At 63.1% G+C, this 22,278-nt stretch carries 21 protein-coding genes; 15 read left to right on the forward strand and 6 right to left on the reverse strand.

All coding sequences use genetic code 11. The annotated features are described in order from the left end of the window. Nucleotides 1-17: 17 nt before the first annotated feature. The 4 genes from dnaN to BMX04_RS03415 form a co-directional block, all read right to left on the reverse strand. A complete protein-coding gene (dnaN, locus tag BMX04_RS03400; RefSeq protein ID WP_074785015.1) occupies nucleotides 18-1,136 on the reverse strand; it encodes a DNA polymerase III subunit beta in 1,119 nt (372 codons plus the stop codon). 168 nt (nucleotides 1,137-1,304) lie between these two features. After that, nucleotides 1,305-2,663 (reverse strand): chromosomal replication initiator protein DnaA, encoded by a 1,359-nt coding sequence (gene dnaA, locus BMX04_RS03405; protein ID WP_074785016.1) that lies wholly within the window; start codon nucleotides 2,661-2,663, stop codon nucleotides 1,305-1,307. Nucleotides 2,664-3,148: 485 nt separating this feature from the next. Next, nucleotides 3,149-3,412 carry a 30S ribosomal protein S20 gene (gene rpsT / locus BMX04_RS03410; RefSeq protein ID WP_050661325.1) on the reverse strand — a complete coding sequence of 88 codons (264 nt, stop codon included), beginning with the start codon at nucleotides 3,410-3,412 and terminating at the stop codon, nucleotides 3,149-3,151. A 156-nt stretch (nucleotides 3,413-3,568) separates the two neighbouring features. Beyond that, nucleotides 3,569-4,387, reverse strand: coding sequence for a sulfotransferase family protein (locus BMX04_RS03415; protein ID WP_050661326.1), 819 nt, complete (start codon nucleotides 4,385-4,387; stop codon nucleotides 3,569-3,571). Nucleotides 4,388-4,538: 151 nt separating this feature from the next. Between BMX04_RS03415 and BMX04_RS03420 the strand changes: the two genes are divergently transcribed. From BMX04_RS03420 to BMX04_RS03430, 3 genes are all read left to right on the forward strand, one after another. After that, a complete protein-coding gene (locus tag BMX04_RS03420; protein ID WP_074785017.1) occupies nucleotides 4,539-6,116 on the forward strand; it encodes a DUF5928 domain-containing protein in 1,578 nt (525 codons plus the stop codon). 9 nt (nucleotides 6,117-6,125) lie between these two features. After that, a complete protein-coding gene (locus BMX04_RS03425) occupies nucleotides 6,126-6,500 on the forward strand; it encodes an HIT domain-containing protein (RefSeq protein ID WP_074785018.1) in 375 nt (124 codons plus the stop codon). A 78-nt stretch (nucleotides 6,501-6,578) separates the two neighbouring features. Continuing rightward, on the forward strand, nucleotides 6,579-7,370 hold the full coding sequence (locus BMX04_RS03430; protein WP_074785019.1) for an ion transporter: 792 nt from the start codon (nucleotides 6,579-6,581) through the stop codon (nucleotides 7,368-7,370). On the opposite strand, the gene BMX04_RS03435 is transcribed toward BMX04_RS03430, so the two are convergent. Next, nucleotides 7,355-8,329, reverse strand: coding sequence for a GlxA family transcriptional regulator (locus BMX04_RS03435; RefSeq protein WP_074785020.1), 975 nt, complete (start codon nucleotides 8,327-8,329; stop codon nucleotides 7,355-7,357). The two genes, BMX04_RS03430 and BMX04_RS03435, sit on opposite strands and share 16 nt — an antisense overlap. A 78-nt stretch (nucleotides 8,330-8,407) precedes the next feature. On the opposite strand from BMX04_RS03435, the gene BMX04_RS03440 reads away from it, so the two are divergent. The 12 genes from BMX04_RS03440 (at nucleotide 8,408) to BMX04_RS03490 (ending at nucleotide 21,259) form a co-directional block, all read left to right on the forward strand. Beyond that, a complete protein-coding gene (locus tag BMX04_RS03440) occupies nucleotides 8,408-9,658 on the forward strand; it encodes a sarcosine oxidase subunit beta family protein (protein WP_074785021.1) in 1,251 nt (416 codons plus the stop codon). A 49-nt stretch (nucleotides 9,659-9,707) separates the two neighbouring features. Further along, a complete protein-coding gene (locus BMX04_RS03445) occupies nucleotides 9,708-9,995 on the forward strand; it encodes a sarcosine oxidase subunit delta (RefSeq protein ID WP_074785022.1) in 288 nt (95 codons plus the stop codon). Continuing rightward, the gene (locus BMX04_RS03450; RefSeq protein ID WP_074785023.1) at nucleotides 9,992-12,925 is read left to right on the forward strand and encodes a sarcosine oxidase subunit alpha family protein; all 2,934 of its coding nucleotides are present in this window, start codon (nucleotides 9,992-9,994) and stop codon (nucleotides 12,923-12,925) included. The genes BMX04_RS03445 and BMX04_RS03450 overlap by 4 nt, the downstream gene beginning before the upstream one ends. Continuing rightward, complete coding sequence (locus BMX04_RS03455; RefSeq protein ID WP_074785024.1) at nucleotides 12,918-13,484, forward strand: sarcosine oxidase subunit gamma; 567 nt, start codon at nucleotides 12,918-12,920, stop codon at nucleotides 13,482-13,484. Before BMX04_RS03450 ends, BMX04_RS03455 begins: the two co-directional genes overlap by 8 nt. A 69-nt stretch (nucleotides 13,485-13,553) precedes the next feature. Next, entirely contained in the window at nucleotides 13,554-14,627 is a 1,074-nt protein-coding gene (gene pheS, locus BMX04_RS03460; protein WP_074785025.1) for a phenylalanine--tRNA ligase subunit alpha, read from the forward strand. 255 nt (nucleotides 14,628-14,882) lie between these two features. Then, the gene (locus BMX04_RS03465; RefSeq protein ID WP_074785026.1) at nucleotides 14,883-15,299 is read left to right on the forward strand and encodes a BLUF domain-containing protein; all 417 of its coding nucleotides are present in this window, start codon (nucleotides 14,883-14,885) and stop codon (nucleotides 15,297-15,299) included. Nucleotides 15,300-15,574: 275 nt separating this feature from the next. Further along, nucleotides 15,575-16,705 (forward strand): TRAP transporter substrate-binding protein, encoded by a 1,131-nt coding sequence (locus BMX04_RS03470; RefSeq protein WP_050661425.1) that lies wholly within the window; start codon nucleotides 15,575-15,577, stop codon nucleotides 16,703-16,705. Between the two features lie 78 nt (nucleotides 16,706-16,783). Continuing rightward, the gene (locus BMX04_RS03475; protein WP_074785027.1) at nucleotides 16,784-17,368 is read left to right on the forward strand and encodes a TRAP transporter small permease subunit; all 585 of its coding nucleotides are present in this window, start codon (nucleotides 16,784-16,786) and stop codon (nucleotides 17,366-17,368) included. After that, the gene (locus BMX04_RS03480) at nucleotides 17,365-18,786 is read left to right on the forward strand and encodes a TRAP transporter large permease (protein ID WP_050661337.1); all 1,422 of its coding nucleotides are present in this window, start codon (nucleotides 17,365-17,367) and stop codon (nucleotides 18,784-18,786) included. Before BMX04_RS03475 ends, BMX04_RS03480 begins: the two co-directional genes overlap by 4 nt. Further along, nucleotides 18,776-20,119, forward strand: a complete 1,344-nt coding sequence (locus tag BMX04_RS03485) for an amidase (protein ID WP_074785028.1) — start codon at nucleotides 18,776-18,778, stop codon at nucleotides 20,117-20,119. The genes BMX04_RS03480 and BMX04_RS03485 overlap by 11 nt, the downstream gene beginning before the upstream one ends. Nucleotides 20,120-20,134: 15 nt before the next feature. Then, on the forward strand, nucleotides 20,135-20,293 hold the full coding sequence (locus tag BMX04_RS19325; RefSeq protein WP_162838250.1) for a hypothetical protein: 159 nt from the start codon (nucleotides 20,135-20,137) through the stop codon (nucleotides 20,291-20,293). A 3-nt stretch (nucleotides 20,294-20,296) separates the two neighbouring features. Further along, nucleotides 20,297-21,259, forward strand: a complete 963-nt coding sequence (locus BMX04_RS03490) for a 2-hydroxyacid dehydrogenase (protein ID WP_074785029.1) — start codon at nucleotides 20,297-20,299, stop codon at nucleotides 21,257-21,259. Nucleotides 21,260-21,268: 9 nt separating this feature from the next. Here the strand turns inward: BMX04_RS03490 and BMX04_RS03495 are convergent, their stop codons facing one another. Next, complete coding sequence (locus BMX04_RS03495; protein ID WP_074785030.1) at nucleotides 21,269-22,219, reverse strand: GlxA family transcriptional regulator; 951 nt, start codon at nucleotides 22,217-22,219, stop codon at nucleotides 21,269-21,271. Nucleotides 22,220-22,278 lie beyond the last annotated feature (59 nt).

Below are 22,278 nucleotides of genomic sequence, written 5' to 3' on the forward strand. Positions count from 1 at the left end.
GGAGGCTCCGACAGATGTCACACCCGCATCGGCATGACGACATAGACCGCCGTCGTGTCATTGCCTTCGCGCATCAGCGTGGGATCGCCCGAGGAGTTGAACAGGAACACGGCGTTCTCGCGGTCGACCTGGCTGGCGATTTCCAGCAGGTACTTGGCGTTGAAGCCGATTTCCAGGCGTTCGTCGCCGTAAGCCACGGCAAGCTCTTCCTCGGCGGCGCCGCTGTCGGGGGCGTTGACCGAGAGGATCAGCCGATCCTCGTCGAGCGCCAGTTTCACCGCGCGCGAGCGTTCGGAACTGACGGTCGCGACGCGGTCCACGGCCTGCGCGAATTCGGCAGCGTCCACCTCCATCCGGCGGGTGTTGCCCTGCGGGATGACGCGGGTGTAGTCGGGGAAGGTGCCGTCGATTACCTTGGATGTGAGCGTGATGTCGGGGGTGGCGAAGCGGATCTTGGTCTCGGAGACCGAGACGGCGATCTTCATCTCGTCGTCTTCCAGCAGCTTGCGCAATTCGCCCACCGTCTTGCGCGGCACGATCACGCCGGGCATGTCGGCGGCCCCTTCGGGCAGGTCGGCGTCGATCCGGGCAAGGCGGTGGCCGTCGGTGGCGACGCAGCGCAGAACCTTGCCGCCATCAACCTCGGAGACATGCATGTAGACGCCGTTGAGGTAATAGCGGGTTTCCTCGGTGGAAATGGCGAATTTCGACTTGTCGAAGAGCCGCCGCAGCACCGGCGCGGGGGCCGAGAAGTTGCTGGCATATTCCGATGAGGCCATCACCGGGAAGTCTTCCTTGGGCAGAGTCGCGAGGTTGAAGTTCGACCGGCCAGCCTGAACCGTGAGGCGACCGGCGCTGCCGTCATCGGCCAGCGTGACGAGCGCGCCATCGGGCAGTTTGCGCACGATTTCATGCAGCATCACCGCCGAGACGGTGGTGGCACCGGCGCGTTCGACCTGTGCGGTGGCCTTGTCGACCACCTCGATGTCGAGATCGGTGGCACGGAAATGCACTGCGTCGCCTTCGGCCTCGATCAGCACATTGGCGAGGATCGGGATGGTGTTGCGCCGCTCGACCACGGATTGTGCCTGCGCCACGGCCTTGAGCAACGTGCCGCGTTCGATGCTGAGTTTCATGCCCTCGCTCCTGTCAGGTGCCGGTCTTGCGCCGGGAGGGGCACGGTAGCAATATTCCCCTGCGGCTCAAGCGCTTTATCGTGTTTTCGGCTGGAAATCTGGCAGCGTCAAGGGCCACAGGCCCCGCGGCATGCCGCGCGGGGGGCGTTTGCGGCGGTAAAGCTGCGCTCAGCCTTCGAGCGTGCGGCGCAAAAGCTCCAGATCGTCGGCGATCTGGGCGTCCTGAATGCGCAACTCCTCGACGCGCTTGACCCCGTGCATAACGGTGGTGTGGTCGCGCCCGCCGAACCGGCGACCGATCTCGGGCAGTGAGCGCGAGGTCATCTGCTTGCACAGGTACATCGCCACTTGGCGCGGGCGGGCGAAGGCGCGCAGGCGCTTGGGCCCGATCATGTCCGAAAGGCGGATGTTGTAGTGATCGGAAACCTTGCGCTGAATCTCCTCGACCGAGACCTTGCGCTCGGAGGCGCGCAGCACGTCGGCAAGGCAGTCCTGCGTCAGTTCCAGGGTGATCGGCTGGCGCACCAGCGAGGCAAAGGCGAAAAGCCGGGTCAGCGCGCCTTCGAGCACGCGGACATTGGTGCTGATCCGGTGGGCGAGGAATTCGAGCACGCCGTCGTTGAGCATGAGGTCGGGATATTGCTCGCGGTGGCGGTCCAGCTTGGATTGCAGGATGCCGAGGCGCAGTTCGTAATCGGTAGGATGCAGATCGACGACCAGGCCGCATTGCAGGCGCGACTTGATCCGGTCTTCGAGATTGGCGATCTCGCCGGGGGCGCAATCGGCGGAAATCACGATCTGCTTATTCTGATCGACCAGCGCGTTGAAGGTGTGAAAGAATTCCTCCTGCGTGCTGTCCTTGCCGGCGATGAACTGCACGTCATCGACCATCAGCACGTCGACCGAGCGGAACATCTCCTTGAAATCCATCATCTTGCGATCGCGCAGGGCCTGCACGAAACGATACATGAACTGTTCCGCGGAGAGATAGAGCACGTTCATGTCGGGGCGCGCGGTGGTCAGGTCCCAGGCGATGGCATGCATCAGGTGGGTCTTGCCCAGTCCGACACCGCCATAGAGAAACAGCGGGTTGAAGGTGGTGGGCCCGCCTTCGGCGACGCGCTTGGCGGCGGCATGGGCCAGCTCATTGGGCTTGCCGACGACGAAGGTGTCGAAGCGGAACCGATCGTCCAGCGGGGCGGAGGGCAGGGCACCGTCGGTCCGGACTGGCTGCACGGCGGCGGCGGTCCTTGGCGCGTCGGGCTGTGACGGGCGGGCCGCGCAATTGGCGGCGACACGGAAATTCAGGCGGCGCACCTTCGGGTCGATGCTGGAGATCTGATAGAGGATCAGATCACCGTAATGCTGCGAGACATAATTGCCGAGAAAGCTGGTGGGCACCTGAAACGTCGCAATGCCGCCTGACACTTCGGCCAGTTCCAGTGGTTCGATCCAGTTTCGGTAATTGCTCTGCCCGACAGAGTCCTGGATTTTCTGTTTCAGTCGGCCCCATTGTTCTTGCGTCATGATACCCCGTTCCGCTGCTCTCTCGTATCCTCCAGACGGCTGATCCGCTGGCAGGCTCACTCGTGTTCGCGATCGACGTATAGGGCAAAGGACGGACTGACCCGTTGCGCATGGCAACAGCCGCAGGATCCTCGGACAGATCATCGTATATTCCGAAAGACGCGGAACGCGACGGCCTGTCCCAAGAGGCCGTTGTGTCTTACGACTTTCAAAATACGTTTATATGGACAAAGCCAAAGCAGTAATGCTCGTTTCAGAAGCGCGTCGGATCAATCGTGTCTGATCCTGCCTCTGTGCAGCCTGTCCCCCCAAGCGTGAATCGCAGGTCCGAAATTAGCAACGTCGCTGCCGTCTGGGCAACTGATCAATGCGCTTGACAGCGGCTTTGACAGAAAAGAATCTATCCGCCCCCGAAGGGTGCTGGAAAAACAAAAAGGCACCGCGCGTGGCGGTGCCTTTATCCTTCAACGACTTAGCCGAAAGCGTTAGCCGAGCGTCTTGACCCGCGATGCCAGGCGCGAAACCTTGCGCGATGCGGTGTTCTTGTGGAAGACGCCCTTGGTGACGCCGCGCATCAGCTCTGGTTGGGCGGCACGAAGTGCGGCAACTGCGGCATCTTTGTCACCCGAGGCAATCGCCTCTTCGACTTTGCGCAGGTAGGTGCGAATCCGCGAACGGCGGGCTTTGTTGACTTCAAAGCGCTTTTCGTTCTGGCGTGCGCGCTTCTTGGACTGGGGTGTGTTGGCCATGTGAATCAGACCCTTTCAAGGTTCGGTATCTAGGTGTGACGCACGGATACCCAACCGGGCCCCCGATCTCCGGGGTGATGATTCTTGCCTAAGCGGGCATCACGCGCATGTATGGCGGGCCTTTTACGCCGTTTGGCGCGGAATGCAAGCCCCCGGCTATTCGCCCAGCTTGGCGTGGACTTCTTCGAGGTCGATCTCGCCCTTCGGCATCTTGTTGGCAGGATTTTCGAAGTCGTATTTGAAGACCTCGAAATCGCGTTTGTAGATCTCGTAGACTAGATGCATCGACAGGTCGTCGAAATAGTCCTCGACCGGGTGGGCGCGCTTGGGTCCGTGGCCTTCGGATTCGTTGAAGCGCGGGATCGTCTTGAGGTTCACCTTGTGCGGCGTCTTGATGGATTTGAGCACATCGCCCATGCCGTCGTTGAACGCCTCGGTCCAGAAGATCTTGTCATAGGTGCCGCCATTGACGATGAAGGTCGAGACGTGGCCTGCCTGCGCCGACCAGTGGATATCGGGCTCCATCGGGCGTTTGAAGCGGATCGAGTCGCGCGCGAACAGCAGGAAGCGGCGAAAGCTCTTGATCTGGTCGAACTCCTGCTTGCCGTCCTCGCCGCCGACCTCGATGCCGTATTTCTGGATCAGCATCGGCACCAGCTTGCCGCGGTAGCGTTTGCCGTTGCGCTGGATGCCGCAGATCTTGTCGAAGAAGGACGACAGGATGCGGGTATAGGGATTGCGCACGCAGGTGAAGGCATAGGAGGTATGGGTGCGCACATTGGCGTTGATCAGTTTCTGGCTGTCCTCGCGCGCCCATTTATGCAGTCCGGTGGTGGCATCGTGGATGTCGCCGTCGAAGAACTCACCGTGATCGGAGTAGTACATGATCTGCCCGATGGTCGAGCAGGCGCATTTCGGCACCACGCGGTAAACCACGCTCTCGCTCTCGGTCATCCATGTCCCTGGAAAGCCCATTTGTCGCTGCCTCCGCGCGTCCCGGCCCGATTTTTATGGGCTCCATGCTTTGTAACCTGTTCAAAAAACCAAAGAAAGCCTGTTTATTCAAACGGTCTTCAAGGGTATTGCTATACACAATATCTGAAAAAAGGGTTGCACAGTTTCTGATATGGCAAAAATCGCGTTCATCCTGCTGTGCCATAAAGACCCCGAGGCGATCATCCGTCAGGCCGAGATGCTGACGGCTGCCGGGGATTACATGTCGATCCATTTCGACGCCCGCGCCAAGCCCGAGGCGTTCCGACAGATTCGCGAGGCGCTGGCGGACAACCCCAACGTGACCTTCGCGAAAAAGCGCATCAAGTGTGGCTGGGGTGAATGGTCATTGGTGCAGGCGACGCTCCATGCCGTTGAGGCCGCCGTCGACCAGTTTCCGCGCGCCACGCATTTCTACATGCTGTCGGGCGATTGCGCGCCGATCAAATCCGCCCGCTTCGCGCATGACTTCCTCGATGCGCGCGATGTCGATTATGTCGAGAGCTTTGATTATTTCGAAAGCGACTGGATCAAGACCGGGATGAAGGAAGAGCGGCTGATCTACCGCCATTTCTTTAACGAGCGGACACAGCCCAAGCGGTTCTATGCCGCGTTCGAGGCGCAGAAGCGTCTGCGGCTGACCCGCGAGATCCCGCATGACATCCAGATTCAGATCGGCAGCCAGTGGTGGTGCCTGCGCCGCCGCACGGTGGAGTGGATCATTGATTTCACACGGCGGCGGCGTGACGTGATGCGGTTTTTCCGCACCACCTGGATCCCCGACGAGACGTTCTTTCAGACGCTGGTGCGCCATCTCGTGCCCGAGACCGAGATCGAGACGCGCACGCTGACGTTTCTGATGTTCACCGATTACGGCATGCCGGTCACGTTCTACAACGACCACTATGACCTGTTGCTCAGCCAGGACTATCTCTTTGCCCGCAAGATCAGCCCCGAGTCGCTGGAACTCAAGCGCCGTCTCGGTGCGCTGTACAATAACACCGAGGCCGCGTTCCAGATTTCGAACGAGGGGCGCAGCCTGTTCAAGTTCCTGACCGGGCGCGGGCGCGAAGGGCGGCGGTTTGCGCAACGCTTCTGGGAGAACGAGAGCACGCTGGGCCGCGAGCGCGAGCTCATGATCGTGGTGTGCAAGAAATGGCATGTTGCCAAGCGCCTGCTCGACCGGATCCGGCAAGTCACCAACCTGCCCGCGATCGAGTATCTCTTCAACGAGGAAGGCGCCGCGCTGCCTGATCTGGGCGGTATCCAGGGCACCTTGGCCAAGCGCACCCGGCATCGCCGCGCGCTGATGCGAATGCTGTTCGACTATTACGAGACCGACCGCCTGATCGTCTGCATGGACCCGGGCAGCATCGACCTGTTGCAGGATTTCTGTGGCGACCGGTCAGTGACCAAGCTGCTGGAGATCCAGTGCCATTTCACCGATTCCTATCTCAGCGGTCACGCCATGCGCGTCGGCCTTGCCGGAGAACAGACCCCGGCCGAGACGCTCGAACGCCTGCTGCCCACGATCCGGGGCGACATGACCCATGAAAGCGACCAGATCCGCGATTCCGAATTCGAGAACCACCTGATCCTGCGCGAAAATGACGATGCCGCGCGCTATCCCGATCTTTTGTCCCGGTTCCTTGATATTCCGCCTGAAAAGGCGCAGGAAATCGTCGCACTCGACCATCTTTTTGCAGATTGAGGACGCGCCATGTCTTATGCCTATGACGACCAGAACATCTTTGCCAAGATCCTGCGCGGCGAGATCCCGAACAAGACCGTGCTGGAGACCGAGCACACCCTTGCCTTCGAGGATATCCAGCCGCAGGCCCCGGTGCATGTGCTGGTGATCCCCAAGGGGGCCTATGTCAGCTACGATCATTTCGCGGCTGAGGCCAGCGATGCCGAGATCGTCGATTTCAACCGCGCCGTGGCGGAGATATGTCGTCAGACCGGCGTGCAATTGGGCAATGGCGGGTTCCGTGCGATCACCAATGCCGGCGAGAACGGCGTGCAGGAGGTGCCGCATTTCCACCTGCATATCATGGGCGGGCGTCCGTTGGGGCGAATGCTGCAAAAGATGTAGGCAGGCCGCTCTCGCTTGCGGTGCCGCAGTGCAGCGCCCATATCACCCGCGATTGCAGCGCGAACCCACAGGCAGGCCATGACATTTCGAAACCGTATCGGTGCCATTCTCGACACGTCGCTTTTCCAGAACGCCATCCTTGGCGTGATCCTGTTCAACGCGGTGATCCTCGGGATGGAAACCTCCGGGCCGCTCATGGATCGCGCGGGCGGGGTGATCACCCTGCTCGACAAGCTGTGCCTGTCGGTCTTCGTGGTCGAGATCGTGGCCAAGCTCTATGCGCGCGGCGTTGCCGGGTTCTTCCGGCGCGGCTGGAACATCTTCGATTTCATCATCGTCGGCATATCGCTGGTGCCAGCGACGCAAGGATTGTCGGTGCTGCGCGCGCTGCGCATCCTGCGTCTGTTGCGGGTGGTGTCGGTCGCGCCGTCGCTGCGCCGGGTGGTCGAGGGGCTGGTGACGGCGCTGCCGGGGATGGGGTCTGTGTTCCTGCTGATGGGCATGATCTTCTATATCGGCTCGGTCATGGCGACCAAGCTCTTTGGCGCGGCCTTTCCGGAGTGGTTCGGCGATCTGGGGCGCAGCGCCTATTCGCTTTTCCAGATCATGACGCTGGAATCGTGGTCGATGGGCATCGTACGCCCGGTGATGGAGGTGTTTCCCTATGCCTGGGGCTTCTTCGTTCCCTTCATCATGGTCACGACCTTTGCGGTGGTGAACCTTCTGGTCGGTCTCATCGTCAACTCAATGCAGGACGCGCATCACGCCGAGGACGCGGAAAAGACCGACACCTATCGCGACGAGGTGCTGACGCGACTGGCAGACCTTGAGGCGCTCATTCGCGAGCGGCGCGATCAGGACGAGCGATAGCGAGACGGCGGCTGCCCGTATTCCGCGCGGTAGGCGCGCGAGAAATGCGACGAACTGGCAAAGCCGGTGGCAAGCGCCACCTCGGTCAGCGACAGCGCCGAATTGCGCAACAGGTTGCGCGCCTTGTCGAGCCTGAGGCGACGGTAATAGCCATGGGTCGTTTGGCCAAGATGCTGCCGGAACACCCGGTTGAGCTGTCGCGGCGAGAGCCGGGCAATCTGCGCCAGATAAGGCAGGGACAGCGGATCGGCGATATTGCCCTCCATCGCCTCGACCGCATCGAGAATTGCCGGGCTCTGGGTGCCGACACGCTCCACCAGACTTGAGCGTTGCGGGCCGGTGGGCGGGCGGATTTCGGTATGCATGAACCAGTCGCTGACCTCACGCGCAAAGGCGCGGCCGTGATGGCTGGCGATGAGTGCGTGCATCATGTCCATTGGCGCGGTGCCGCCCGCGCAGGTCATGCGGTCGCGGTCGATGACATAGAGCGTGCGCTCGATGCGCAGATCGGGCGCGACCTCGGCCAGGGCTGTGGCATATTCCCAATGCACGGTCATCCGCCTGTCGCCCATCAGCCCGGCGCGCGCCAGCAGGATCGGCCCGCCCGAGACACCACCCAGCACCACGCCTGCCCGCGCCTGACGGGCGAGCCACGGGGTGAGGGCGCGGGCCGGGTAGGTGGCCGGATCGCCCCCCGCCACGATAAAGAGATGATCGAGGTGGAGATCGTCAGCGAGCGTCGCCTCGGGCCTGACCTGTGCCGCGCCGGAACTGCACACCGGGTCAGGCGTCGGGGCGATATGGATCACCTCGTAGAGCGTGCGCGCCGCCAGCAGGTTGGCGGCGCGCAAGGGCTCGACCGTGGCGGCGTGCGACATCAGCGCGAAACCGGGGATCGGCAGGATGCCGATTCGATGTGGGCCGGGGGTGTGTCGGGCAGGTTTGTCCATATTCATCATCTAAATGACTGTTTGGGGCAAGTATAGCCCCCGCAGATCGGCCATGATCACACCAGAGCGAGCCACAGGACAGACCCGATGCGCTATTCCGCCTTGAAGATCCTCCGCGAGGGGCTGACCGGCAACAAGGGCTGGACACCCGCCTGGCGCGACCCGGAGCCGAAACCCGAATATGATATCGTCATTATCGGCGGCGGCGGGCATGGTCTGGCCACCGCCTATTACCTCGCCAAGGAGTTCGGTCTGCGCAATATCGCGGTGCTGGAAAAGGGCTGGATCGGGTCGGGCAATGTCGGGCGCAACACCACCATCATCCGCTCCAACTACCTACTGCCCGGGAACGAGCCGTTCTACGAGATGTCGCTCAAGCTGTGGGAGGGGCTGGAGCAGGATTTCAATTACAATGCGATGGTCAGCCAGCGCTCGATCCTGAACCTCATCCATTCGGATGCGCAGCGCGATGCCTTCGTGCGGCGGGCCAACGCGATGTTTCTGGCCGGGGCCGATGCGGAACTGGCCGATGCCGATCAGTTGCGCGCGGAACTCCCGTTTCTCGATTTCGACAATGCCCGCTTTCCGATCAAGGGGGGCCTCTATCAGCGGCGCGGCGGCACGGTGCGGCATGACGCGGTGGCCTGGGGCTATGCGCGCGGTGCCGATGCGCGGGGCGTCGATATCATCCAGAATTGCGAGGTCACCGGGTTCGACATCCAAGAGGGTCGTTGCCGGGGTGTCGAGACGACGCGCGGGGCCATTCGCGCGCGCAAGGTGGGGGTTTGCGTGGCGGGCTCTTCCGGCCGGGTGATGGCGCTGGCGGGGATGCGCCTGCCTATTGAGTCGCACGTCTTGCAGGCCTTCGTCACCGAGGGGCTGAAACCGATACTGCCCGGCGTCATCACGTTTGGGGCGGGGCATTTCTATGTCAGCCAGTCGGACAAGGGCGGGCTGGTCTTTGGCGGCGATATCGACGGCTATAACTCCTACGCGCAGCGCGGCAACCTGCCGGTGGTCGAGGACGTGGCCGAGGGCGGCATGGCGATCATGCCGATGATCGGACGCGCGCGGTTGTTGCGCAGCTGGGGCGGGATCATGGACATGTCGATGGATGGCTCGCCCTTCATCGACCGCACCGATATCGACGGGCTCTATTTCAACGGCGGCTGGTGCTATGGCGGCTTCAAGGCGACCCCGGCAAGCGGGTTGTGTTACGCCCATCTGCTGGCCAAGGACGCGCCGCATCCTGTGGCGACGGAAATGCGCCTCGACCGGTTCGCGCGCGGGCATCTGATCGACGAAAAGGGCATGGGCAACCAGCCCAACCTGCATTGAGGGCGCGCGCCATGCTTCATCTTGCCAAAAATACTCAAGGGGCACCGGCATGATCATCAATCACCCGCTTCTGGGCCCGCGCGATGCTGCCGAATTCGTGTATCTGGGCGATGCCGCGCTGATCGACCGCCCCGACTGGCAGGCAGAGGACGCCGCCGAGGCCTTTCACGCCTATGGCTACCTGCGCGATAACCCGGCGGGGGCGCATCAAGAGCTTTGGTATCACGAGCAGGGCGACCGGTCCTGGCTGGTGGTCACGCGCGACACGGTGAGCCACGAGATCACGGCGGTGGAATTGGCGCGCGACGTGGCCCGTGCCCGGGGACGCAGCCGATGAGCCAGATCCATCGCATCAAGGGCGGGCTGATCGACCGGTCCACCGAGATCAGCTTTACCTTCAACGGCAAGGCGATGCGCGGGCATCCGGGTGACACGCTGGCCTCGGCGCTTCTGGCCAATGGGCAGCGGCTGGTGGGGCGGTCGTTCAAGTATCACCGCCCGCGCGGCATTTTCACCGCCGGGTCGGAAGAGCCCAACGCGCTGGTGGAGCTGCGCAAGGGGGCCGCGCAGGAGCCCAATACCCGCACCACGGTGGCCGAACTCTTCGACGGGCTGAGCGCGCGCAGCCAGAACCATCGCGGATCGCTCGAATTCGATCTGATGGCGGTGACGGACCTGCTGTCGCCGTTCCTGTCGGCGGGGTTCTATTACAAGACCTTCATGTGGCCGCGCGCCTTTTGGGAAAAACTCTATGAGCCTGCGATCCGCGCCTCTGCCGGTCTCGGGCGGTTGTCGATGGAGGAGGATCCCGACACCTACGACAAGGGCTATCTGCATTGCGACCTGCTGGTGATCGGCGCGGGGCCTGCCGGGCTGATGGCAGCGCGCACGGCGGCGCGGGCGGGCGCGCGGGTGATCGTTGCGGATGAGGATTTCGTCCTGGGCGGGCGGCTCAATGCCGAGACGCTGGAGGTGGACGGCGCAGCCGGGGCCGATTGGGCCGCCGGTGTCGTGGCCGAACTGGCGGCGATGGCGAACGTGCGCCTGATGCCGCGCAGCACGGTCTACGGGGCCTATGATCACGGGGTTTACGGCGTGCTTGAGCGCTGCACCGATCATCTGGCATCCAGCGGCGGCAAGCCCCGGCAGGTGCTGTGGCGCGTTTATTCCCGGCATGCGGTGCTGGCGGCGGGGGCAACCGAACGCCCCATCGCTTTTGGCAACAACGACCGGCCCGGCGTGATGCTGGCCGGGGCCGTGCGCGCCTATGCCAATCGCTGGGGCGTGGCCCCGGGGCGGCGCGTGGCGGTCTTTACCAACAGTGACGACGGCTGGCGCACTGCCGCCGACCTTGCTGCCAAGGGGGTCGAGGTGCCCGCCGTGATCGACACGCGCGACGCGCCCGCCGTCTGCGATGTGCCCGGCGCACGGCATATGCGCGGCGCGGCTGTGATGGACACGAAAGGGCGCAAGGGGCTGCGGCAGATCACGCTGACCGACGGGCAGATGATCGACGTTGATTGCCTCGCCGTGTCGGGCGGCTGGAACCCCAACGTGCACCTGACCTGCCATCAGCGCGGGCGGCCCGCGTGGCGCGACGATCTGGCGGCGTTTGTGCCCGGGCACGATCTGCCGCCGGGCATGGTGGTGGCGGGTGCCGCCAACGGCGCGATGACGCTGGCGGCGGCCCTGCGCGAGGGCCGCGTGGTGGCGGAGCGTCTGGGCTATGCCGACAAGAGCGACCTGCCCCGCGCCGAGGACGAGCCGCGCGACTGTGCGCCGGTGTGGCATGTGCCGCAGAGCCGGGCGCGCGCCTGGCTCGACCTGCAGAACGACGTGACCGTCAAGGACGTCAAGCAGGCGCATCAGGAAGGCTTTCGCGCGGTCGAGCATCTCAAGCGCTACACCACGCTTGGCATGGCCACTGATCAGGGCAAGACGGCGAATATCCCGGCGCTTGCGATCATGGCAGACTGCACCGGCCGGACCATCCCCGAGACCGGCACGACGATCTTTCGCCCGCCTTACACGCCGGTGCCCATCGGCGCGCTGGCGGGCCGTGCCCGGGGCCGCGAGTTCCGGCCCTATCGTCTGACGCCCTCGCATCGCTGGGCCGAGGCCAATGGCGCAACCTTTGTCGAGGTCGGCAACTGGCTGCGGGCGCAATGGTTCGCGCGGGAGGGCGAACAGGGCTGGCGCGATTCGGTGGATCGCGAGGTGCTGATGACGCGCGGGTCGGTCGGCATCTGCGACGTGACCACGCTGGGCAAGATAGACATTCAGGGGCGTGACGCCGGGGAGTTTCTGAACCGGGTCTATTGCAACGGGTTTGCCACGCTGGCGGTGGGCCGGGTGCGCTATGGCTTGATGCTGCGCGAGGATGGCATTGCCTATGACGATGGCACCACCGCGCGGCTGGGCGAGCATCATTACGTGATGACCACCACCACCGCCAATGCCGTGACGGTGTTCCGACGGCTGGAGTTTGCGCGGCAATGCCTGTGGCCCGATCTGGATGTGCATCTTATTTCCACCACCGACGGCTGGGCGCAATTCGCCGTCGCCGGGCCGAACGCGCGCAATCTGTTGCGCAAGGTGGTGGATGAGTCGCACGACCTGTCGAACGAGGCGTTTCCCTTCATGGCCTGCGGTGAGGTCACCGTTTGCGACGGGATGCCGGCGCGGCTGTTTCGGATCTCCTTTTCGGGCGAGTTGGCTTATGAGGTCGCGGTGCCCGCGCGCTATGGCAATGCCATGATGGGCGTGCTGATGGAGGCCGGGCGTGAGTTCGACGCTGTGCCCTATGGCACCGAGGCGCTGGGCGTGATGCGGATCGAAAAGGGGCATGCGGCGGGCAATGAGCTGAATGGTCAGACCACGGCGCATAACCTCGGGATGGGGCGGATGGTCAGCCGCAAGAAAGACTGCATCGGCAACGTGCTGTCGCAACGCCCCGAGATGCTGCGCGAGGATGCGGTCAAGCTGGTCGGGTTCCGGCCCGTAGATCGCGCGACGGGGCTGATTGCCGGGTCGCATTTCATCGGGCAGGGGGATGCCGCGACGATGGAGAACGATCAGGGCTGGATGTCCTCGGTCGCCTATTCGCCGAGCCTCGGGCATTCCATCGGGCTGGGCTTTCTCAAGCGGGGCGATGCGCGGATGGGAGAAATCCTGCGTGCGGTGAGCCCGGTGCATGGCAGGGAGATGGAGGTCGAGGTGGTCTCGGCGCATTTCATCGACCCGGACGGGGAGCGGTTGCGTGGCTGAGTATACCTTGCAGGCAGAGCCGCCACTGGCGGGCACGGAGATGGAGATTGCGGGCGTGCGGCTATCGGCACCCGCCGATCTGGCGGTGGTGTCGCTGGCGCTGCCTTTGGGGGGCGAGTCGGCGGCAGAGGAGGCCGTGAAGGACGCCTATGGGCTGGATTTTCCCGGGATTGGCCGGTCGGCTCTGGCCGGGGATGGCACGCGCCTCATCCGGCTGGCCCCTGATCTTGTCTTTGCGCTTTTCACTCATGCGACCCCCGATGCCGAGCGCGTCGTGGCGGAGGGGCTGAAGGGCGCGGTCTATACCACGGATCAGACCGATGTCTGGGTTGCGCTGGCCCTTTCGGGCCCGAATACACGCCGCGCGTTGGAGCGGATTTGCCCGGTTGACCTGCACCCGGAGGTGTTTGGCGTGGATCATGCCGCGCGTACGGTGATGGAGCACCTGGGGGTGCTGATCCTGCGTGCCGGGGCCGATGATTACCTGCTGCTGTCGGCGAGTTCCTCGGCCAGATCCTTCCTGCATGCGGTCGAGGTGTCGCTGCGCAATATCGCGTGACCGCCCCATATGCTTGCACGCACGCGCAAGGCGCGGTAACTCGCCCCTGACATCAGCGGGATAAGAGCCATGAACGATCTGCGGGACAAATATCTGACGGCGATTGCCAATGCGGGCGACGAATCCGCGCTCGAGGATCTGCGGGTGCAGGCCGTGGGCAAGAAGGGCGAGATCAGCCTGAAGATGCGCGAGTTGGGCAAGATGACGCCCGAGGAGCGGCAGGTGGCGGGCCCGGCGCTCAATGCCTTGAAGGACGAGATCAATTCGGCGCTGGCGGCCAAGAAAGAGGCACTGGGCGATGCCGCGCTCGATGAGCGGCTGCGGGGCGAATGGCTCGATGTGACGCTGCCGGGGCGGCCGCGCAGGCAGGGCACCATCCACCCGGTGTCTCAGGTGACCGAAGAGGTCACGGCGATCTTTGCCGATATGGGATTTGCCGTGGCCGAAGGGCCGCAGATCGAGAGCGACTGGTACAATTTTGACGCGCTGAACATTCCCGGCCACCACCCGGCGCGAGCCGAGATGGACACGTTCTATACGCATCGCGCGGACGGGGACGACCGCCCGCCGCATGTGTTGCGCACCCATACCAGCCCGGTGCAGATCCGCACCATGCAGGCCGAGGGCGCGCCCATCCGGGTGATCGCGCCGGGCCGTGTTTACCGTGCGGATTACGACCAGACCCACACCCCGATGTTCCATCAGGTCGAGGGGCTGGCGATTGACCGCGATATCTCGATGGCCAATCTCAAATGGGTGCTGGAGGAGTTCGTCAAGGCGTTCTTCGAGGTGGATGACGTGGAACTGCGGTTCCGCGCGTCGCATTTCCCGTTCACCGAACCCTCGGCAGAGGTGGATATCCGGTGTTCCTGGGAAGGCGGCACGCTGAAGGTCGGCGAGGGCGATGACTGGCTGGAAATCCTAGGCTCCGGCATGGTGCATCCGAAGGTGCTGGAGGCCGGAAATATCGATCAGAACGAGTGGCAGGGCTTTGCCTTCGGGATGGGCATCGACCGGATCGCGATGCTGAAATACGGGATACCGGATTTGCGGGCGTTCTTTGACTCGGACCTGCGCTGGCTACGGCATTACGGATTCGCGAGTTTAGACGTGCCGACGTTGCATGGTGGGTTGTCGCGGTAACTCAAGCCGCGCCATCGTATGTCCGCGGGCAGGCGATCCGACGCTGTTTCGCAGCACTTTATGGCTGCTTTCCCGCAAAAGACCTGATCGGTGCGCTAACTTGGATAAATCGCCTGTCCGGGGGGCGGACATGCGATGGCGTGGCGGGCTTCGCCCTCGATTCCGCGCTGGGTTTGCTAAAGTGTGGCGGTTCTCTTTCTCGCATCGACAGGCCGCCGCAACCCCTCTAGGCTCTGCTTGAAAGGGAGTCGCCTCATGCCGCTGACCCAGCTTGTTTATGCCTCGCGGCCCTTCGGGTTCGATCAGGCGACGCTCTCGGCGATCCTGATGGATGCGCGCCGGGCCAATGCGCGGGACGATATCACCGGCGCGCTGATTGCGCGGCATGATCTCTACCTGCAACTGCTGGAAGGGCCGCGCGACAAGGTCGAGGCGGCCTATCAGCGTATCCGCCATGATGACCGTCATGTCGAGGTCACGCGGCTGGTGGAGCGGACCATAGAGACCCGGCTGTTTCCCGGCTGGGCGATGCGCGACGATCCGGCGCAAAGCTGGGTCTGGAGCATCGAGGATGTGCGGGGCGGTGCCATCGAGCGGACGGACGAGGCTGAGGTACTGGGGTTCTTCCAGCGTCTCGCGGATCAGGGCGTGGTGCCGCCGCGCGAGGCCTGAGGCCGGGCGGTGGACCAATTGCATCTTATGCGCGAAATATTTGCGGATTTCACCAGCCAAGGCTGTGTATACTGGGCGCGAATTGGGGTGAAAACCCAGGAAAACCGCTGAATCAGGGCCTTTGGTCAGATTATCTTACCAGAATACTTGTTTTTGCATAGCCAATCCTTACGATGGCCTGCGTGTGGTAGGCATTCAGCACCGAATCGCCTTTGCAACTGACGTGCGCCTGCCATCCGACACGATTGATGCATACGCATAAATGGGAGGATAACATGACAGATAAGGCGAAGTTTGACCGCCGTTCGTTCCTGCGCCGCGCAGCGGTAGGGGGACCGGTGGCGGCTGCGAGCACGCTCGCGGCACCGGCGGTATTGGCGCAAGCGCCGATCGTGCTGAAAATGCAGACATCCTGGGGTGCCGGGAACATCTGGCAGGAATTCGCACAGGACTATGCCGACCGGGTGGAGGAAATGTCCGGTGGCCGTCTCAAGATCGACGTTCTGCCCGCGGGCGCCGTCGTGGCCGCGTTCCAGGTGCTCGATGCCGTGAATGACGGTGTTCTCGACATCGCGCATTCGGTGCCGGTCTACTGGTACGGCAAGAACAAGGCGGCCTCGCTCTTTGGCACCGGCCCGGTGTTCGGCGGTTCGGCCACCACGATGCTGAGCTGGTTCTACGAAGGTGGCGGCAAGGCGCTCTATGACGAGCTGACCCAGGATATCCTGGGCATGGATGTCGATGGCTATCTCGGCTTCCCGATGTTCGCGCAGCCCTTCGGCTGGTTTAAGGACGAGGTGAACACCGCCGAAGACCTCAACGGCTTCAAGTATCGCACCGTGGGCCTTGCGGCGGACCTGCTGCAAAGCATGGGCATGTCGGTGGCACAGCTTCCGGGTGGCGAGATCGTCCCCGCGATGGAGCGTGGCGTGATCGACGCGTTCGAGTTCAACAACCCGTCCTCGGACAAGGATTTCGGCGCGCATGACGTGGCGAAGAACTACTACCTGTCCTCCTACCACCAGGCATCGGAAAGCTTCGAGTTCCTGTTCTCCAAATTCACCATGGAAGAGCTGGACCCCGATCTGCGCGCGATCCTGAAATACGGCGTCGAGGCCGTGTCGACCGCGAACACCGCCAAGGCGATGCGTCGTTACTCGGCCGACCTCAAGTGGCTGCAGGAAGAGGCCGGTGTCACCGTGCACCGCACCTCGGAAAACATCCTGGCGGCACAGCTCGACGCATGGGACAAGCTGATCCCGGAACTGGAGCAGGATCCGTTCATGAAGAAGACTCTCGACAGCCAGCGTGCCTGGGTCGAGCAGGTCACCTTCTATGAGCTGATGAACGCGCCTGATCTGGAGCTGGCCTACGATCACTATTTCCCGGGCAAGCTCAAGCTCTGAGTTCGGGCAAAGACCTGATTGAAACAGGCCCCGGCGCAGAAAACGCCGGGGCCGCTTTCCAACTAACGGGGGCATCTCGTGATCGGTTTCATACGCTTCGCCGACAGCCTGTCGGCCTGGTTTGGCAAGGCTTTCGCCTGGCTCATCATCCTGATGTCGGTGGGCACCGGCTATGAGGTGGTCTCGCGCTATCTCTTCAACGCGCCGACGGCCTGGGCGCTCGATGTGTCCTTCATCATGTACGGCACGCTGTTCATGATGGGCGGTGCCTATACGCTGTCGCGTGGCGGGCATGTTAGGGGTGATTTCCTTTATCGCCTGTGGCAGCCGCGCAACCAGGCCAAAATCGACCTGGTGCTCTATATCCTGTTCTTTTTTCCGGGCGTCACCGCGCTGATCTTTGCAGGCTGGAAATATGCCGCAAAGTCCTGGTCCTACGGCGAGGTGTCGGTCAACAGCCCGGCGGGCGTGCCGATCTACCAGTTCAAGACGGTGATCGTCGCTGCCGGTATTCTGCTGTTCATTCAGGGGCTGGCGCAGGTGTGTCGCTGCCTCCATTGCATGCGCACAAATGAATGGCTCCCCGCTGACGAGGATGTCTTCGAGACCGAAGACCTGTTGATGCAAAAGGCCGCCGAGGCCGAAAAGGACGCACATCCATGACCGATCCGCAAATCGCCCTGATGATGCTGGGCCTGTTCATCGTCTTCGTGTTTCTGGGCTTTCCGATTGCCTTCACGCTCATGGCCATGGGCATCGGCTTTGGCTATTATGCCTATTTCGAAGAGCGCCGGATGTGGCGCGAGTTCAACCGTCTCGATGAGACGGTGGCCACCACATGGGATCAATGGTCAACCTGGATTGAGGGATTCTTCAATAACCGAATATTCGATCTGTTCGTGAACCAGACCTTCACGGTGATGTCGAATGAGGTTCTGACCGCCGTGCCGCTGTTTTTGTTCATGGGCTATATCGTCGAACGCGCGAATATCGTGGACCGCCTGTTCTCGACGCTGAACGTCGCGGCCAAGAACATGCCCGGCTCGATGGGTGTGGCCGCATTGATCACCTGTGCGCTCTTTGCGACCGCCACCGGCATCGTCGGCGCGGTTGTCACGCTGATGGGCCTGCTGGCGCTGCCGGCGATGCTCAAGGCGCGGTATGATCCGTCGTTCGCGTCCGGCATCATCTGCGCAGGCGGCACGCTGGGCATTCTCATTCCGCCGTCGATCATGCTGATCGTCTATGCGGCGGCCTCGAACGTGTCGATCGTGCGGCTTTACGCGGCGGCGCTGTTGCCCGGGCTGGTTCTGGTCGGGCTTTACCTGACCTACGTGATCGGGCGTGCGATCATTCAGCCGTCGGTGGCACCGAAGCCGAGCAAGGAAGAAGTGCCCGACATCCCGATGACCAAGCTCATCCTGATGATCGTGACCTCCTTCGTGCCGCTCGCGTTTCTCATCATGGCGGTTCTCGGCTCGATCCTGTTTGGTCTGGCGACACCGACAGAAGCGGCCTCGATCGGCGCGCTTGGCGGGATCTTCCTCGCCTTCGTCTACCGCGCGATGACATGGCAGCGGATGCGCGAAAGCGTCTATCTCACGGTGCGCACCACGGCGATGGTCTGCTGGCTCTTTGTCGGCTCCTACACCTTTTCGGCGGTGTTCTCCTATCTGGGCGGCGAGCATATCATCTCGGAATTCGTGCAGGGGCTGGATCTGAGCCCGCTGGAATTCCTGCTTCTGGCGCAGCTGATCATCTTCCTGCTCGGCTGGCCGCTGGAATGGTCCGAGATCATCATCATCTTCGTGCCGATCTTCCTGCCGCTCCTGCAGTTCTTCGAAGTCGATCCGCTGTTCTTCGGCATCCTCGTGGCGCTGAACCTGCAAACCAGCTTTCTGACGCCACCGATGGCGATGTCGGCCTATTACCTCAAGGGGATCGCGCCACCGGAAATCAAGCTGACGCAGATCTTCTCGGGCGTGATGCCGTTCCTGTTCTGCGTCTTCATCTCCATGGCGCTGATGTACATCTATCCGCAGATCGTCTTCTATCTGCCGGAGCTGATGTATGGCGGATAAGATCGACATGCTGAGCCTGGACGCTTGCGCCTTGCGCGAGCGTCTGGCCTCGGGCGCGATCAAGGCTGTTGAACTGATCGAGGCTTGCATCGCCCGGATCGAGGCGCGTGAACCCGAGGTGCAGGCCTGGGCTTGGTTCGATCCCGATTTTGCCCGCCATCAGGCCAAGGCGCTTGATGCGCATCGGCAGGCGGGGCGGCCGGTCGGTCCGTTGCACGGGGTGCCGGTGGCGCTCAAGGATGTGATCGACACCGCGAAAATCCCCACCGAGAACGGTTGCGCGCTGGATCAGGGGCGTGTGCCGATCAAGGACGCGGCCGTGGTCGAACGGCTGCGAGCGGCAGGTGCGGTGATCATGGGCAAGACGGTCACGACCGAACTGGCCTTCATGCAGGCGGGCAAGACCCGCAATCCGCATAACCCCGCGCATACGCCCGGCGGCTCGTCCTCGGGGTCGGCGGCGGCGGTGGCCGACGGGATGGTGCCGCTGGCCGTGGGCACGCAAACCGGTGGGTCGGTGATCCGGCCTGCCTCTTTCTGCGGCGTGACCGGGTTCAAGCCCAGCTTTGGTGCGATCCCGCGCAGCGGCGTGCTGATGCAATCGCCAACGCTCGACACCGTGGGGGTGTTTGCCCGCACGCCTGCCGATGCGGCGCTCCTTTCGGAGGTGCTGTTTGGGCATGATGCGGGGGACACGGCCACAGCACCGCAACCGACCCCGGCGCTGTTGACCATCGCCCAGTCGAAACCGTTGGTGAAGCCGGTCTTTGCATTGGTGAAACCGCCGGGCTGGGACGAGGCCGACCCGCAGTTGCACGCCGCCTTCGACGAACTGGCCGAGGCGCTAGGCGAGCAGGTGTTCGAGGCCCCGCTGCCCAAGGCGTTCGAGGAGGCCGCCGAGGTGCGCGAGCGCATCAATTTCGCGGAAATGGCGGGCTATTACTACCGCTATGGCAAGCAGATCGACGCGCTCGGCCCCCGCACGCAGGAGGCACTAACCAAGGGCAACGCGATCCTCGCGCGCGACTATCTTGCGGCGCTCGACTGGCCGGATGTGCTCTATGCCGGGCTGGACGAGATCTTCGAGCGCTGCGACGCGATCCTGTGCCCCGCCGCCACCGGACCCGCGCCCGAGGGACTGGAGTTCACCGGCGAGGCGATCTTCAACGGGCTTTGGACACTGACCGGCGTGCCTGCCGTGACGGTGCCTGCCTTCACCGCCGAGAACGGCCTGCCGATGGGCGTGCAGTTGGTCGCCGCGCGCGGCCAAGACGCACGGCTGTTGCGCACGGCGAATTGGTTTCAATCCTGGCTGCTCGAGGCCGGGGAATGACGAAAGGATGATGACATGAACAGGCTATTGGCGCTTTTCGCCTTTGTGGTGCTGGCGGCGTTTCTCTATATCCTCGCCAGCGAGATCGGCGAGACCGACCTGTGGATCGTGACGGTGTTCGCCGCCGGGCTCGCGGCCTATGATTTCATAACCTCCAGCAAAAACAAGAGCTGAGTCATGTCCAAGAAGGTGATCTGGATTCCGCGCCGCCTGTCGGATGCGACGCTGGAGCGTGCGCGCCGCGATTACGAGGTGATCGTGAACGAGGCGGATACACCCGGCAGTGCCGAGGATATCGTCGCGATGAGTGCGAAGGTGGATGGGATCATCCCCTGCCATTCCGAGCATTTCAGCGCGGATGTGGTGGCGCGGCTTGATCCGCGGCTCAAGATCGTTGCCAATCACTCGGTGGGCGTCGATCATTGTGATCTGGAGGCGCTGAAAGGCGCGGGCGTGGTGGTGACGAACACGCCCGACGTGCTGTCGGATGCCACCGCCGAGATCGCCATGCTGCTGATGCTGGGTGCGGCGCGCCACGCGGTGCGCGGTGATCGCCTCGTGCGGCAGGGGCAGTGGGACAGTTGGTCGCCGTCCTTCATGGTGGGCAAGCAGATGACCGGCGCACGGCTGGGCATCGTGGGGATGGGACGCGTCGGTCGCGCCTTTGCCGAAAAGGCGCGCGGTTTCGGCATGGAGATCCACTATCACAACCGCTCGCGGCTTGCGCCGGATGTTGAGCAGGGCGCTGTTTTTCATGAGGATGTGGAGAGCCTTCTGGAGGTTGCCGATTTCCTGTCGCTGCATTGCCCGGCGACGCCTGACACGGTCGATTTGCTGAATGCTGAGCGCATTGCCAAGCTGCCCAAGGGTGCGGTCGTGGTGAATACCGCGCGCGGCGCGCTGGTCGATGAAGACGCGCTATTGGCCGGGATCGAATCGGGCCACATCGCCGCCGCCGGTCTCGATTGTTTCAAGGTCGAGCCGGGCGGTAACCCGGCCTTCGCGGCGCATGAGAACATCTTCATGCTGCCCCATATCGGCAGCGCCACGCGCGCGACGCGCGACGCGATGGGGTTTCGCGCGCTCGATAATCTCGACGCGTTCTTTGCGGGGCATGAGCCGGGTGACCGTCTGGTCTGAGGCACGGGGTCAGCTCAACCGTCCGCGCTGCTGCATCGGGGCCACGCCATAGGCCGCGCGGTAGACGCGGGAGAAATGCCCGGAACTCTCGAACCCGCAGGCCAGTGCGATCTCGATCACCGACGCCTCGGTCTGGATCAGCAGATGGCGCGCGCGTTCGAGGCGCAGGTCCATGAAATATTTCTTGGGCGAGGTGTTGAGGAACTTGCCGAAGAGCCGCTCCAACTGACGTGTTGAAATGCCGATCTCGGAGGCGATCTGCGCGGGGCTGAGCGGCTCCTCGATGGTCTCGCGCATGCGCTGGATGGCACGGGTCAGGTGGACGTTGCGGATGCCGTTGCGCGATTGCAGCGAGACGCGCTGTGCCGCCGTCGCCTCGCGCGCGGCGCTATAGACCATCTGGTCGGCCACCGCCATCGACAGGTCCGCGCCATGATCGCGCTCGATCAGGTGCAGCATCAGATCCGCCGTTGCAGTGCCGCCCGAGGCGGTGAGGTGCCGCTCGTCGGCCACGAACACGTTGCGCACGAGATTCACTTCGGGAAAGCGCTCCATGAAACTGTCGTGGAATTCCCAGTGGATCGCCGCCTTCATGCCGTTGAGGAACCCGTCCTCGGCCAGGATCCACGCGCCTGAACACAGCGCCCCGATGGGCGTGCCGTGCCGTGCCTCGCGGCGCAGCATGGTCATCAGTGGCTTGGTCAGATGTGCGCGCATGTTGATCCCCGACAGGAGGAACAAGCGGTCGCATTTGGGCAGGGTGTCCAGCCCGTGATGCACCAGCGTGACCGAGCCGTTGGAGCAGCTCGCGCTCTGTCCGTCCTCTGACGCGAAGGACCAGCGATAGAGCGTCTCGCCGCTCAGGAGGTTGGCGATGCGCAAAGGTTCCACCGCGCAGGAAAATGCGAGATGCGAGAATTCCTCGACCAGAACAAAAGTGAAATGCTGGGGTGCGATCATGGCATGTCCATCGGCGGGCTGTGACCTGTCTGGCGATGATATTATGAAAACACAAGAAT

The sequence above is a fragment of the Roseovarius tolerans genome, from assembly GCF_900109855.1.
Lineage (GTDB): Bacteria > Pseudomonadota > Alphaproteobacteria > Rhodobacterales > Rhodobacteraceae > Roseovarius > Roseovarius tolerans.